The organism is Flavobacterium sp. GW823-FHT04A11 (assembly GCF_058796535.1).
In genome coordinates this window covers 4,428,126-4,443,353 of sequence record NZ_CM179503.1, presented here as the reverse complement: position 1 = coordinate 4,443,353, position 15,228 = coordinate 4,428,126, and the positions used below count along the sequence as shown (strand labels likewise).

Here is a 15,228-nt window from a genome sequence, read left to right as displayed (position 1 = left end):
GCTAAACATTTCTGGAATTGGGTTAATTTTGTATAACACGATGGTAATTTTAGCCGCAAAAAAATCAAAAAATTAAATAGTATGGAGAATTTAAAAAAAGCCTATATCGCAGGAGGATGCTTTTGGGGAATGGAGGATTTGTTTCGAGTACGCCCCGGAGTAAAAGATACTGAAGTAGGTTATATTGGTGGACAAAATGATCATCCAACTTATGAAAATCATCCGGGACATGCAGAAGGGATAGAAATTACGTATGATCCAAACGAAACTTCTTATAAAGAATTATTAGATTATTTTTTCAGAGTACATGATCCAACAACTGTTGACAGACAAGGTAATGACAGAGGTTCAAGCTACAGATCTGCCATATTTATACAGAACGAAGAGGAAAAAGAAATCGCCGATCAGGTAATTGAAATCGTTAATAACTCAAACAGATGGCCTGGTAAAGTTGTGACGACTTTTGAACCTTTTACAAAATTTTGGACTGCCGAAGAATATCATCAGGATTATCTTATCAAACATCCAAATGGATATACCTGCCATTTTGAGAGATTTGGAACTTTCCTGTAAATTTTGAATTCCTATTTTAGTTTATTGCAGCCCAAAACTATTGAAATTATCGTATCGATAAACATCATTTAGTTCTGTGCTGCAAAACTCTAATTTGTCCAGAAATGTCTTTACGCTATTTTTGACTTGCTTATTTTCTGCACTAAATAATATCCGTTTATTTTCGTCAGTTCTATTAGTAGTATTTGCCGAATTAATCGCCGAGAATACTTTAACCACATAAGCCGTTGGCAACAAAGAAGCAATGGTTTGAGTAGCCGTTTTTCTTGAATCATCCGTCAAAGAACATTCGGGAGTAAAGAGATAATTATTAGTGTGAAGTATTATTTTTTCTGTCATGTCCGGAAATAATTCTATCGTTTTTTGAAGATCTTCCCACGGAAGGAAAAGAATAATAATTTCAGCTTTTGCGGTATGTTCTATGCAGGACAATTTCGCATTTTTGCCAATATTTTTTACCATTTCATAACATGGTCCTTGTCCTCTCGGACTGTTTATTAAAACTTCATAACCTGCTTTTGCCGCTCTGGTTCCAAAATCCAATGTAGTCGAACCAATTCCAATAATTCCTACTTTCATAAATGTAAATATTTGATTAAGAGTATAAAGCTTAAATAGTATTACAATTACCCAACAAAAGAGATTTGTTATCAAGTATGGAAATTATAAAATTCAGATCATATATACACCCGTATTTATACCTGTTTAATCATTTACAATTCAAAAAATAAATGTGATAGGTTCCGGCAGAAGATATTTTTTTGAATAAAATTTTCTATAGTAAAATTGCCCTCAAAGAATTTAGAAAATTTATTTCTTCTTTTTAGCATCAATTATTTTTTATATATCACTATTCGAATTCAAAATTTGCGAAATATAGCGAATTTGAAAATAAATTTAATTTGTATATTGTTGATAATTAAATACTTATTATTTTAGTATAATTATTGTCTTACAAAGAACAATCTCTGTTGAAAACCCGGACTTCCAAATAATGAATGAGTGGTTTGATGTTTTACAAATAAATTAACCTCAAAATCTTACGCAAATTCACTTCATCTGCTTATGTATTAATTATAAGGGAGATGTACAATATTTAATCTTCATTATTCACTAAATATTTTATACTATGACAAAATCAAAAACAATAATTCTCATACACGGAAACTTTGTAAACGATTTAAGCTGGGCGAAGTGGAAAACTTATTATGAGCAAAAAGGCTATACAGTTTACACGCCGGCAAATCCGGGACACGAAGGAAATCCGGCAGATTTAAGAAAACAGGTTCATCCGGATCTTGTTAAAACAGGTTTTATAGATGTTGTTGAAAATATTGCAAAACTCATTGACAGTCTCCCTGAAAAACCGTTAATTATTGGGCATTCTATGGCAGGAATGGCGGTTATGAAACTAATTGAAATGGGAAAAGCATCAGCTGGAGTAAGTATAGACGGCGCGCCTCCAAAAAATGTATTTCCTCCTTTTAAAACATTAGGCTCCGTTTTGCCGGCATTTGGTTTTTTCTCCGGTAAAAAATATTTTATGGGAAGCACTGAATGGTATGACAAATGTTTTTTTAATACGCTTCCTTATGCGGAACGCGATAATGCTTTTCAGACTTATGCAGTACCTGAAAGCTTTAAAGTAAGCCGCGAATTAGTATTAAATTCTTTCTCAAACATTGATTTTAAAAAACCACACGAACCTCTTTTATTTATAGGCGGAGGCAGTGATGCTATTTTTCCGGAATCGCTTACAACAACACTGGCAAACAAGTATAAAGACACAAGAAGCCGTACTGATTTGAAAATATTTCAGGGGAAAAGCCATTTTATATGTGGAGAAAAAGGCTGGGAAATCATTGCAGACTACATATTAGACTGGTATGAAAATTTGTAATTATCAAATACAAATCAACTGAATTCAATTTTAAAATTATTAATAACCATTAAAAGAAATTAAAATGAGTAAAATTACAGTTAAAGACGGAACAGAACTTTATTATAAAGATTTAGGAACAGGACAGCCTATATTTTTTCATCACGGATGGCCATTATCGGCAGATGACTGGGATGCACAAATATTATTTTTCCTGAATCAGGGATTTAGGGTTATTGCCTATGACAGACGTGGTCACGGAAGATCGACACAGACCTATACAGGCAATGAAATGGATACCTACGCAGCTGATGTAGCAGAACTTACACATTTTTTGGGTTTGAAAGATGCCATTCACATCGGACATTCAACAGGCGGTGGAGAAGCCATTAGATATGCAGCAAAATATGGAAAAAATAAAGTTGCCAAAGTGGTGCTTATAAGCGCGGTAACGCCTTATATGGTGCTTGATGACAACAATCCCGACGGAGTGCCGATTGCTGTTTTTGATGATATTCGAAACAATACAGCCAATAACAGACAGCAGTTTTATCATGATATCACTTTTCCTTTTTATGGATATAACAGGGAAGGAGCCGATGTAAAAAAAGGAATTCAGGATAATTGGTGGCGTCAGGGAATGATGGGCGGTATTAAAGCGCATTACGATTGTATCAAAGCATTTTCAGAAACTGATTTTTCTGAAGATTTAAAAAGTGTAGAAATGCCGGTGCTTGTGCTTCATGGCGAAGACGACCAGATTGTTCCGTATGTGCCTACGGCGTTACGAGCGATTAAGTTGTTGAAAAACGGAAAACTCATAACGTATCCGGGTTTATGTCACGGAATGCCCACTACAGACGCATCAATCATTAATAATGCTATTTTGGATTTTATCAAATCTTAATTTAAGACTATTAAAACAGACTGTTTTTAGTTTTACAGCCAAAGAACCGCAGGGGAAATAATTGAACTCTGCGGTTTAAAAATACAGAGGCAAAGCTTATTTTATAAAAGTATTGAGAACAGTTTTAAAAAGTTCCGTACCCGCTTTTTCAAGCCATTCAAAAGCCAGCATATCGCACGTAATAATTTCAGCGCCATTTTGCTGCATTCTGTTCAACGCTCTTTCTTTGTCATTTGGATTTCGTGTGCCAACCCCTGTATCAAGAATAAAAACCGAATAATTAAGTTCTAAAAGATCCAATACAGTTTGCTGTACGCAGATATGTGCCTCGGTTCCAACTACAATAATCTGTTTTCTTTCTTTTTGAATGTGATCCAGAAGATTTCCTTCGCGCACAGCAGAAAAATAGACTTTTGATAAAATAGTATTTTCTTCAAATTTTTCTCTTAAAACAGCTGGTGTAGTTCCAATTTTATCAGGAAAATGTTCCGTCAAAATAGTTGGAATACCAATTGTGTTGGCCAAATCGACTGCCCAAATCACATTTTTCATCACATTTTCGCTGTCGTATATTTTTGGGAGGAGTTTTTCCTGTACATCAATAACCAGTAAAGTAGAATGAGATGGTAAAATTTTCATGAGCTTGTTTTTTAGTAAACATTTATAAAAAATATCGATATGAAACAGTATCAAATTTACGAAAGAACTTCCATTTTTTAGTTTAAAAACTAAAACAATAAATCTTCTTTTAATGTGAATTTTCCTCTTATTTTTATAAAAATCAGTTATGATTATTTTTATATTTGTTTTACCAAAAACCAATTTAAAAACCTAATTTTTAATAAATTATGAAAAAACTGCTTTCGTTCTATTTCCTTTTGTCAGTTACTTTTTCAGCAGTGTCGCAAGTTGCGTCAGTTTCAAAATATGACCTTCCTAAAAAAAGATTATTAATAAATACGTGTTCCATGTATTTGTACAATTCAAATCAGGGCGCGATCGATGCAGACAGTGCTGTAGTTTTAGCCTGCAAAGCTTATAAATTGCCAGTTTCATTGTCTTATAATGAAGGTTTTTATACGGGTAAAAAACTAATTGGAAGTGATTTAATAGAGAAAGGCAATATCAGTTCGGCAGAAAAACTCTTGGCTAAAACAAAAGGCGAAGATCAAATTAAATTGTTGCTACAGTTAGGAAGTTTTTATCTTTTTAAACCAGGCACAAAACCCGAAGATCTTAAAAATTCAGCAGTATATATAAAAGAAGCCGTTGTGGCAAGTAATAAGCTTAAAGTCAAAAAGTGGCAGCATCAAAGTTTATTGCTTCAGGGCAAATATTATAATCAGGCAAACAACCCAGCCGAAGGAAAGAAATGTTTTTTGCAGGTTATAAATGAATGTCGAAAACAAAATGATAAACCCGGCCTGGCAGAAGCGCTCGATGCTTATGGAACACTTTTATTAAATCTGGATCCTGAAAAAGAGAAAATCCTTGAAGAAGCCGTTTCGCTCTATGCCGAATTAGGTCTGGAGGAAAAAAGAATTGAAAATTACTCAAAGATTACGACTATTTATTTTTGGGGAGGAAAAATAGAAGAGGCGAAAAAGAGGTTTTATATAAACTTAGTCGATTTACGAAAAATTGGTTTCAAACATCAGCAATTTGCCGAAACGACAATTGTTTATATCGAATTGCGCCAACATAATATACCAAGTGCTTTGTACTATGCCCTAAAGAGCATAAGACGAATGGAAGCGGAGAATGATTATACTTTTGGCGACATTTTTTACATGCGTCTGGGCGATGTTTACAATATATATGGACATCATGAGGAAGCACTTGAATTGTACAAAAAAAGTATTGAAATAGGACAGCAAAACATCAATAGCGGTACCTGGTATAAAAGCTTTTTTAGCGCCGTTGCCGCCTTATCACTCAAAGGAAAAAATCAGGAAGCCATTGATTACATTAATACAATGACAGCAAAATATCCTCCAAAAAGTAATTTTGATAAAATGTGCGTAGCTTATATCAAAGCCAATTGTTACGAACCGCTTAAAAATTATGTCCTGGCTGAAAAGTATTTTAAAGAAATGGATTTTTATGCCAAAAAAATAAATACTCCGGAAACTTTTATAGAAATCGTTCATCAATACACTACGATGGCTTTATTTTACATCAATACAAACCGGCCAAAAGAAGCTAAATTTTATACGGATAAAGTTTTTGCACTATGTAAAGCCAATAAAAGAACATACAATTCTGAAGCACTGCAGATTTTATTGTTTAGAACAGATTCTATTAACGGCAATTATAAAGGTGCATTGTCTCATTTTCAGGGTTTCAAAAAACTAAGCGATGCGAATTATGGAAATTCAAAAAACAAGCAAATCGAAGAACTCAAAATTGAGTATGAAACTAAAAATAAAGAAGAGAAAATAAAACTCTTAAACGATCAGTCGAAACTACAGGAAAGCGAATTGCAGAAATCACAATTGCTGAACACGGTATCTATTTGGAGTTTGGTTTTATTGCTGATTATCATTGGTTTATTATACAATCGATATCGTTTAAAACAACGAAATCACGCTAAATTGGAAATCAAAGAAAGAGAAATCAACCAAAAAAATAATAACCTCAGACATTTACTCGATGAGAAAGAATGGCTGCTGAAAGAAATTCACCATCGGGTAAAAAACAATATGCAGACCGTGATAAGTCTTCTAAATTCACAATCGGCTTATTTGGATAATGATATGGCTTTGTCTGCCATAAAAATCAGCCAGCACAGAATACACTCCATGTCATTGATTCACCAGAAATTGTATAATTCTGAGAATATTTCGACGATAAATATGCCGAATTATATTAAGGAATTAGTTGAATATTTAAAAGAATCATTCTCACTTGGCCAGAGTATTCGTTTTGAAATAAAAGTTGACCCGTTAGAATTAGATGTCGCGCAGGCGATTCCGCTGGGATTAATTTTGAATGAAGCCATAACGAATTCTATTAAATATGCCTTTCCGGAGAATCAAAATGGCATTATCAGTGTAAAACTTGTAAAAGTAACAGAAGAGCTATATCTGCTGGAGATTGCTGATAACGGAATTGGGATTGATAAAGATTTAAAAAGCAGTAAAAGAAACTCCTTTGGTATGAGTCTTATAAAAGGATTAAGTGAAGATCTGGAAGCAAAATTCTTTATGGAAAACAATAACGGAACAACTTTGAAAATTGAGTTTAAACCTGAAGAAACACTCACTAAAAAATATGTAAAGAAACCGGATTTAGACATTGAGATATAAAAAGACAATATTATTTTAATAGATAGTTATTTTTTTAACTTGTTGATTATGAGTGTAATTTCTGTAAAATATTTCTTTGTATTTCGCTAATACGGTATTTGTTTTTGCGAAATATAATAGAGTAATAGTATATAAATAATGTAAAGTTATTGATAATCAATTGATTGTAAATTGGTATTGAAGTTGTTTATCTAAAAGAAACGTCTGATATCCTAAATAAAATGTAATATTATGAAAACAAATATTTCAAATGTATTGGTCCTGACAACAATAACAGGCAGAAACGAAAAAGATACTGCGCACGGCAGTGAAACTCAATATGCAGAACTGTCCGGCAGAACACTCGCATATCGCTCGATTGGAAACGGAGATCCTATAATTTTAAGCAACCGTTTCAGGGGAACGCTTGATACTTGGGATCCATTGTTTTTGGATACGCTCTCTGAGAAATATCGTGTTATTACATTTGATTACACGGGAATTGGATATTCCACAGGAACTCTTCCTACTGATGTTATTTCGGTAGCAAAAGATATAAAAGATTTGGCTTCATACTTAAAACTAGAAAAAACAGCTGTATTGGGCTGGTCATGGGGAGGATTAATTGCGCAAACCGCGGCTCTTGAATATCCTGAACTTGTGACACGCGCGGTAGTTATTGGCGCTGTACCATTAGGAAAAAGAATAGTAGATATTGGGCCGGCTTTTCTGCAGGCTGCTACAAAGGCAATAAATGATTTTGATGATGAAATTATTCTCTTTTACGAACCCAAATCTCAAAAATCAATCGATGCTGCTAAAATTTCTTATGAAAGAATATCCAAAAGGCTGGACGTATCTAAAATCCCTTCAACAATGGATGTTTTTCAGCTGTATTTTCAGGCGGGAGGCGCAGCAGCAGAAGATAAAGAAGGACTCAGAGAAAAACTTAAAAAAACTGCTGTTCCAATTCTGGTAATTTCAGGAGATAATGATATAAGTGCCGCAATCGAAAACTGGTTTCCATTGCTTCGTGAACTTCCTACGGTACAAATTATCATACTTCCTCATGCCGGACATGCTCCACAGCATCAGGAACCATTATTAACCGTGGGATATATAACAACATTCCTGTCACAATAAGAAAACAACAGCCACACTTAAATTAGCAGATTACTAATAGAAATCGTCTTAATTAATTATTAGGTTTTTTCAAAAGTTGGTTAAAAACTTCCTTTGCAAAGGAAGTTTTTTTTATTGTTTTCCGTTTCAATTTGTTTTATTTCGCAAAAGGAAAAAATCAATTTGCGAAATATCGTAATTGCAGGAATGAAATATGGTAAAATTAAAGTTCGATTGTACTGCCAATATCCGGCAGAAAAAGATTCAGTCCGGCATTTTTAAAACCTTCTTCGGCTTTTTGGTGATCCATTACGATAAAGCCGAAAGTATCATAATGTACACCAAGTATTTTATTTACACCGACTAATTTAGATGCTTCAACAGCTTCTTCGATTCCCATGGTTAATCCGTCTCCAATTGGGAAAACAGCAAAATCAAGCTTGGTAAATTTCGGAATCAGCTGCATGTCTAATGTTAAAGCCGTATCCCCGCTGTAGTAAAAATTTCCTTCCGGCGTGCTCAGAACAAAACCGCAGGCAATGCCGCCATAAGAGCCGTCCATAAAACTGCTCGAATGCTGTGCAGTTACACATTTTACAGATCCAAAATCAAAATCATACTTTCCGCCCGGGTTGATTGGATGTGAATTTTCTATTCCTTTTTTTAAAAGCCAATTGTAGATTTCAAAATTTCCAAGCACTTTGGCGCCGGTATTTTTGGCTATTCGCTCCACATCTAAAATATGATCATAATGCGCATGCGAAATAAAAATGTAGTCTGCCTTTATAGCATCTACGTCAATATTTTTTGCCAGTTCGTTGGGTGTGATAAAGGGATCAAAAAGAATATTCTTGCCATTTGTAAAAACTGAAAAACAGGAATGGCCGTAGTAAGTTACTTTCATAATAAAAAATTTAGAATTTATAATTACAATAATATCATATAGTAATATCCAAGTAATGTGCCATTTAGAAGTAAGATTAGATTTTGAAAAACCACACTTCTTATTCAAAGGCAATCCTTTTTATAGAATATAATATAAATTTAAAAAATGATTTATCAATTTCACTTACGTATTGAATCAAAAAAGTTTGTCCCACGGATTATCACTTCTGAAAGGAACGGCAGGAAGTCCTTCTTTGTTGATAAAATTGGATTGAGCGGCTTCATTCCAGCCAAAACGGGCAGAAACCGGATTGGGAACTTCAGGCGCGGAAAGAATTATTTGATTGTCTTTTATTGCTGCTTTTGCCGGAACAAATTTTCCATCAATTCCCGCAATGCTGAACCAACTGAGCGGTTTTCCGTCACGGCTTGCCAAACCGCTTCCCGTGTTTGAAAAAGTGATTGCAATAGCATGATCTGTTATTTCCATTTTTTTGTAAACAGGTCCTGAATAAACGACATTTTTTTGTCCGTAAGCTTTATTTGCGGCAACAAGACTCAATCGGCGTCCGACTTCCCATTTGTATCCCGGATGCAAATCGGCGATACTGTCGACCAAATCGCTTATAACAACTGAACTGGTATTTTTTAAATGCAAAGCAAGTCTTTGTGCTTCGCAGAATTCAGGAAGATTTTCAGCAGTGTGCGGGCGCTCATCTTTGGTCGTAGAATAGGCGTAAGGAGCAATCTGAACAAAATAAAAAGGCAATTTTTTGTCATTCCAGTCATTTCGCCAGCTTTCTATCAATGTTTTAAACTTGTAGGCATAACGGATATTTTCATTCAGGAAACAATTTGATTCTCCCTGATACCATAAAATACCTTTAAGCTGAAAAGGAATTAGAGGTTTTATCATCGTCTCGTAAAATTTACCCGGATCACCGCCATCATTACTAAGTTTATCCAACGTTTTTCCGTTTTTCATTACAGGAGAAATTTCCATTTTCGAAGCTTCAATCCACGGTTCGATTCGGCTGCCCGGTACTGCTGCAGAAATCATTCCGATGGGTACATGTAATTTTGAATACAAATCTTTGGCAAAATAATACCCCACGGCCGAAAAGTCAACTAACGGTTTTCCCATTGCCGAATCCCAGCCAAGATGTTCAGAACTTGGTTCCATATATTTTCGACGATCCAGAAAAATGCGAATATTAGGATTATCTGCCTTATTCAAATCATCTTCCGGAGGTTTGTTTCCCTTTACAGCTGTTTGAAATTTACTGTATTTTCGCATGGCATATTCCATGTTAGACTGGCCGGAGCAAAGCCAGACTTCGCCAACTAATATATTTTTAAGAACAATTGTATTGGTTCCTTTAATGGTCATTTCGCGTGGTGCAAACGATGCTTTCATCGGTTTGAGTTTCAGGGACCATTTTCCGGACTTGTCAGCCAACGTTGTTTTGTTTTGTCCGGCAAAATCTACCGATATTTTTTCGCCCGGACTCGCGGTTCCCCACACCGGTACTTCTTTTAACTGTTGTAAAACCATGTTGTGTCCCAGAATTTTCGGGAGTGTAACCTGACTAAAAAGATTGAAAGTACATAGAAGAAAAATGCTTAATGATAAAGAAGTCAGTTTGTTGGAACACATATTTTTCTGTTTTATAAAGTTGTTGGTGTCGAAAAGTATCTGATGCCATTTTTTTCTTCTAATGAGATGCTTTGTTGATACCCGGATAATTTCAAATGTAAAAAAACAGGCCGCTGTATCTATCCTGTTGTATCCTGAATTTTTTCTGAATAATGAATTGCCTAAAATATTGTTTTATAAATTATCTTTGACATCTATTCAGACATATAATTTTCATGGTAAACGACTATAAAAAACACGATTTATACGGTAAAACATTAATTCAGAAAATAGAATTAACGCCGCCTTTTAAATTTGATTTTCCGGTTACAGAACAAGCCTGTTTTTTATATGTTCTAAAGGGAGAATTTCAATACGTAGTCGATGAGCAACAGGTAAATGTGCCCACAAACTATTCCTTATTTCTAAATTGTATTCATTCCGGAAAACAAGTTCAGAATTCAAATACGGAAAGCAATTGCGAGATCGTCATTGTAACTTTTTATCCGGAAATATTAAAAAAAATATACGACAGAGAATTGCCATTAGTGCTTCAGTCGCCCAAGAATATAGTCTCTAAAAAATCAAGTGAAAAGATTAACAACGACTTTCTGATTCAAAAATATATCGAGGGATTGTTGTTTTATTTTGAAAATCCATCGCTGATCAACGAAGATATTTTAATTCTTAAAGTAAAAGAAATTATACTGCTGTTGTCTCAGACACAAAATTCTGAAGCGGTACAACTCATCATTTCACAGCTTTTTTCTCCAACCACTTACACTTTCAAACAAATAATTGAAGCCCATTTATTTTCGCAGCTCACCATGGAAGAATTGGCCCAATTAAACAATTTGAGCATATCGTCATTTAAGCGCGAATTCACAAAAATTTACCACGATACACCTGCCAATTACATCAAAACAAAAAAGCTTGAAAAAGCGGCAGAATTGTTATTAATGTCAGATCAGCGAATTACAGAAATCGCATTTGATTGCGGGTTTAATGATCTGGCGAATTTCACCAAAAGTTTCACCGGAAAATATGCTGTTACACCCACAAATTATCGTTTAAAGTCAAATAATAAGCAATAGTTTTTTCAGATAGTTAAAGCCATTATAATTATAAAGCATCCCTTAGTTAAAACTGAGGGATTTTTTTTTGAACCAAATTGCCAAATAATTGAACCAATTAGCAAAACAGTTCTCTTTCTTCTATCGGAGATTTGCGGGGTTGCTTTCAGGATCAATTACCTTCAGATTTTAGTGTATTTGAAGAGAAGTAAACCTTTCATAACAAAAACAAACTTAAACTATTAAAAATGGGATTATCAAATTTAGGCATTTTTCACACAATTATTGGTGTTGCTGCAATTGTAGCGGCGTTGGCAGGATATATTAAGTATGGAAAAATTAATCTGGGCGTATTATCAGGTAAAATATATTTTTACACTACAATTATTACCTCACTTACTTCATTGGGAATATCAAAACACGGCGGTTTTAATCCGGGACATGCTTTTTCGATCTTTATTATATTCCTTGTAGTAGAAGCTTATTTTCTTTACTCAAAGAAAAAAGCCAGCGGCAGAGCGCGTTATTTTGAAAATTTCTTTCTGTCTTTTAGTTTTTTCCTGTCGCTTATCCCTACAGTAAATGAAACTTTTACAAGAGTTCCCGTAGGTCATCCGCTGGCAAAAGACATCAGCGATCCGGCAATTGGCAATACGCTTCTTGTTTTATTGTTATTTTTTATTGCAGGTTCTGTTTATCAGTTTATGAAACAGAAAAAAATCAACAGAACAGTCGTTTTGTAAAGTAAGACGTTAAAAAGAGAAGCAAACTTATTGATTACTTTCTGCGTAAAAGTTATAAACCCACTCAATAATGATGCGTATATTTGGAATAGTAATTAATAATAATGCTATCTATGAAGAAAATAGGATTTTTATCGTTTGGTCACTGGGCCAATCATCCTTCCTATCAAACTCGTACAGCAGGCGATACATTGCTTCAATCTATTGATTTGGCCGTTGCTGCAGAAGAAATCGGTTTGGACGGCGCTTATTTCCGAGTCCATCACTTTGCAACACAGCTGGCATCACCTTTTCCTTTACTCTCGGCCATTGGTGCTAAAACCAGTAAAATAGAAATTGGAACCGGTGTGATTGATATGCGATATGAGAACCCGCTGTATATGGTGGAAGATGCCGGTGCTGCTGACTTAATTTCAGGAGGACGTTTACAATTAGGAATCAGCAGGGGATCACCGGAACAAGTTATGGATGGCTGGCGTTCTTTTGGTTATGAACCTTTAGAAGGTGAAACAGATGCCGATATGGGACGCAGAAAAGCTCTGGAATTTTTAGACAAGTTAAACGGTGAGGGATTTGCAGAGCCAAACCCATTTCCTATGTTTCCAAATCCACCGGGTTTATTGCGCATAGAACCGCATTCTGAAGGATTGCGAAACCGAATCTGGTGGGGAGCTGCCTCGAATGCAACTGCTATCTGGGCTGCCGAAAACGGAATGCACCTGCAAAGTTCAACCCTGAAGTATGACGAAAACGGGAAACCTTTCCATATACAACAGGCAGAACAAATCAGGTTGTATAAAGATGCCTGGAAAAAGGCCGGACATCAGCATGAACCACGCGTTTCGGTAAGCCGTTCTATTTTTGCACTGATTACCGATCAGGACAAATATTACTTTGGAGATCAGGGCAGAGGTTCTGATAGTTTTGGAAATATCGAAAGAGATAAAAGAGCAATCTTCGGAAAAAGTTATGCAGCTGAACCTGAAAAACTCATCGCAGAACTGGCTCAGGACGAAGCTATTCAGGAAGCCGATACCATATTGCTAACAATTCCCAACACTTTGGGCGTTGACTACAATATACATGTACTGTCATCCATATTAGAACATATTGCTCCAGCGCTTGGGTGGAGATAAAATTTTCAAATCAAAATCAACAAAGCCTTCTAATTATATTGGGAGGCTTTTTTTGTTTTACGAAAGCAATATTAATCTTAAAACAGAAACTTTTTAAAATAAAATTCAAAAAATATTTTAAACTATACTAATTTGATAGAATTAATATATTATATTTGCATCACAGAAAATTTCTGTATGATACTTATCCAGAAAGACTGAGGGAATAGGCCCTGTGACGTCTTAGCAACCTGTTGCCAAATAAGGTGCTAAATCCTTCCGCTGTTGCGGACAGATAAGAAAGATTTCCTCAAAATCTGAATAAGGTCATCATTATTAAAATTATTTATTTTTTAAATGAAAACCGAAATACATCTTTTACAAGCCAAACCTAAGCCTTTCAATTTAATTTCTGAAGAAAATAATCTTGCAGTTTTCCGAATGCAAAAAACCTTCACGGAGAAGAATTACAGTCTACGCTTAAATTGCTTTTAGAAAAATAAGATTAATTACAAAAAGGATAAGGAAATGAATGCTACTGAAACAACGATAGAACCAATTGAATTAGAGTGTTACTTCTCTAAATTTAGAGAAAACACAATAGGCACGGATCATACTTTTAAATCCGTTTACGGAAAACAAAATCTGCTTTATGCAGATTGGGTTGCCAGCGGAAGATTATACGGCCCGATCGAAGAAATTATGCTCCATAAAGTAGGTCCGATGATTGCCAATACACATTCATTTTCAAGCCAAACCGGCAAGGCTTCTACGTATGCTTATCAATATGCGAGGGAAATAATCAAAAAAGCGGTCAATGCCAATGAATCGGATGTTTTGGTTACAACCGGAACGGGAATGACGGCGGCTTTATCAAAATTGCAAAGAATAATGGGTTTGCGAACGAATTATGAAGAGGATAAACCGGTTATTTTTATCACGCACATGGAACATCATTCAAATCAGGTTCCGTGGTACGAAACAAATGCTGAAGTTGTGATTTTGCCAGCCGACGAAAATAATTTGGTGGATCCCGGTATACTTTCCCAGGAAATAAAAAAATATGCTGACAGAAGTTTGAAAATTGGTTCATTTACAGCTTGCTCAAACGTTACGGGAATCATTACGCCTTATCATGAATTAGCCAAAATCATGCATCAAAACGGCGGACTTTGTTTTGTTGATTTTGCAGCTTCGGCACCGTATGTCAAAATCGACATGCATCCAAAAGATCCGGAACAGCAGTTGGATGCCATTTTCTTTTCTCCTCATAAATTCCTGGGCGGACCCGGAACCTGCGGTGTTTTGGTTTTCAACGAAAAATTATATAAATCTGATTTTCCGGATAATCCCGGCGGAGGAAATGTAAAATGGACCAATCCGCTAGGGAAATATTGTTACAGCGATGTGATAGAAGTGAGGGAAGATGGTGGTACTCCGGGTTTCCTGCAGGTAATTCGAACAGCGTTGGCATTAGAATTAAAAGAAAAAATGGGAGTCGAAAATATAAAAAACAGAGAAAAAGAACTGCTTGATCTTTGTTTTTCGAGGCTTCAAAAAATAAAAGGTTTGTCTCTTTTAGGAGATTTACAAACAGAGCGAATTGGCTGTGTTTCTTTTGTAATCGAAGACATTCATTATAATTTGATCGTGAGACTTTTAAATGACCGTTTCGGAATTCAGGTTCGCGGCGGCTGGTCTTGCGCCAGTACGTATGCGCATTATCTTTTTAATATTAATGAAAAAAAATCAGAAGCGATTACAAACGAATTGCTTCAGAAAGACCAAACCAATAAACCGGGCTGGGTACGTCTGTCACTGCACCCGATTATGACAAATGACGAACTTTTATTTATCTGCGATGCTATTGAGCAAGTTGCTTTGCATTATAAAAAATGGCAGAAAGAGTATCAATATAACCCAGCGACAAATGAATTTGAAAATATTGACTTAAAAGAAAACATAAGCGAAGAAGTGCAGGAATGGTTTAAGTTAGATTGAAATGCAA

At 35.2% G+C, this 15,228-nt stretch carries 13 protein-coding genes and 1 riboswitch; of the genes, 9 read left to right on the top strand and 4 right to left on the bottom strand.

Annotated elements, in window-relative coordinates; translation table 11 throughout:
• Positions 1-81 precede the first annotated feature (81 nt).
• Complete coding sequence (gene msrA, locus AC3QL1_RS18980; protein ID WP_492493707.1) at positions 82-573, top strand: peptide-methionine (S)-S-oxide reductase MsrA; 492 nt, start codon at positions 82-84, stop codon at positions 571-573.
• A gap of 21 nt (positions 574-594) precedes the next feature.
• Here msrA and AC3QL1_RS18975 read toward each other — a convergent pair whose 3' ends face one another.
• Positions 595-1,152, bottom strand: a complete 558-nt coding sequence (locus AC3QL1_RS18975; protein WP_492493706.1) for an NAD(P)-binding domain-containing protein — start codon at positions 1,150-1,152, stop codon at positions 595-597.
• Positions 1,153-1,702: 550 nt separating this feature from the next.
• Here AC3QL1_RS18975 and AC3QL1_RS18970 point away from each other — a divergent pair.
• Positions 1,703-2,473 (top strand): alpha/beta hydrolase, encoded by a 771-nt coding sequence (locus tag AC3QL1_RS18970; RefSeq protein WP_492493705.1) that lies wholly within the window; start codon positions 1,703-1,705, stop codon positions 2,471-2,473.
• A 64-nt stretch (positions 2,474-2,537) separates the two neighbouring features.
• Positions 2,538-3,359, top strand: a complete 822-nt coding sequence (locus AC3QL1_RS18965) for an alpha/beta fold hydrolase (protein ID WP_492493704.1) — start codon at positions 2,538-2,540, stop codon at positions 3,357-3,359.
• Positions 3,360-3,455: 96 nt separating this feature from the next.
• On the opposite strand, the gene AC3QL1_RS18960 is transcribed toward AC3QL1_RS18965, so the two are convergent.
• Positions 3,456-3,998, bottom strand: a complete 543-nt coding sequence (locus AC3QL1_RS18960) for an isochorismatase family protein (protein WP_492493703.1) — start codon at positions 3,996-3,998, stop codon at positions 3,456-3,458.
• Between the two features lie 209 nt (positions 3,999-4,207).
• Here AC3QL1_RS18960 and AC3QL1_RS18955 point away from each other — a divergent pair, with 209 nt between their 5' ends.
• Together AC3QL1_RS18955 and AC3QL1_RS18950 are read left to right on the top strand one after the other, a co-directional pair.
• A complete protein-coding gene (locus tag AC3QL1_RS18955) occupies positions 4,208-6,667 on the top strand; it encodes a histidine kinase dimerization/phosphoacceptor domain -containing protein (RefSeq protein ID WP_492493702.1) in 2,460 nt (819 codons plus the stop codon).
• Positions 6,668-6,898: 231 nt separating this feature from the next.
• A complete protein-coding gene (locus AC3QL1_RS18950; RefSeq protein ID WP_492493701.1) occupies positions 6,899-7,789 on the top strand; it encodes an alpha/beta fold hydrolase in 891 nt (296 codons plus the stop codon).
• A 202-nt stretch (positions 7,790-7,991) separates the two neighbouring features.
• Here the strand turns inward: AC3QL1_RS18950 and AC3QL1_RS18945 are convergent, their stop codons facing one another.
• Positions 7,992-8,672, bottom strand: a complete 681-nt coding sequence (locus tag AC3QL1_RS18945; RefSeq protein ID WP_492493700.1) for a metal-dependent hydrolase — start codon at positions 8,670-8,672, stop codon at positions 7,992-7,994.
• Between the two features lie 177 nt (positions 8,673-8,849).
• On the bottom strand, positions 8,850-10,310 hold the full coding sequence (locus AC3QL1_RS18940; RefSeq protein WP_492493699.1) for a sialate O-acetylesterase: 1,461 nt from the start codon (positions 10,308-10,310) through the stop codon (positions 8,850-8,852).
• Between the two features lie 215 nt (positions 10,311-10,525).
• On the opposite strand from AC3QL1_RS18940, the gene AC3QL1_RS18935 reads away from it, so the two are divergent.
• The 4 genes from AC3QL1_RS18935 (at position 10,526) to AC3QL1_RS18920 (ending at position 15,221) form a co-directional block, all read left to right on the top strand.
• Complete coding sequence (locus tag AC3QL1_RS18935; RefSeq protein WP_492493698.1) at positions 10,526-11,383, top strand: helix-turn-helix domain-containing protein; 858 nt, start codon at positions 10,526-10,528, stop codon at positions 11,381-11,383.
• A 227-nt stretch (positions 11,384-11,610) separates the two neighbouring features.
• A complete protein-coding gene (locus AC3QL1_RS18930) occupies positions 11,611-12,105 on the top strand; it encodes a hypothetical protein (protein ID WP_492493697.1) in 495 nt (164 codons plus the stop codon).
• Between the two features lie 113 nt (positions 12,106-12,218).
• Entirely contained in the window at positions 12,219-13,241 is a 1,023-nt protein-coding gene (locus AC3QL1_RS18925) for an LLM class flavin-dependent oxidoreductase (protein ID WP_492493696.1), read from the top strand.
• A gap of 181 nt (positions 13,242-13,422) precedes the next feature.
• Positions 13,423-13,522: riboswitch (SAM riboswitch) on the top strand.
• A gap of 226 nt (positions 13,523-13,748) precedes the next feature.
• Positions 13,749-15,221: an aminotransferase class V-fold PLP-dependent enzyme gene (locus tag AC3QL1_RS18920; protein ID WP_492493695.1), complete on the top strand. Its 1,473-nt coding sequence runs from the start codon at positions 13,749-13,751 to the stop codon at positions 15,219-15,221.
• The last annotated feature ends 7 nt before the right edge of the window (positions 15,222-15,228 follow it).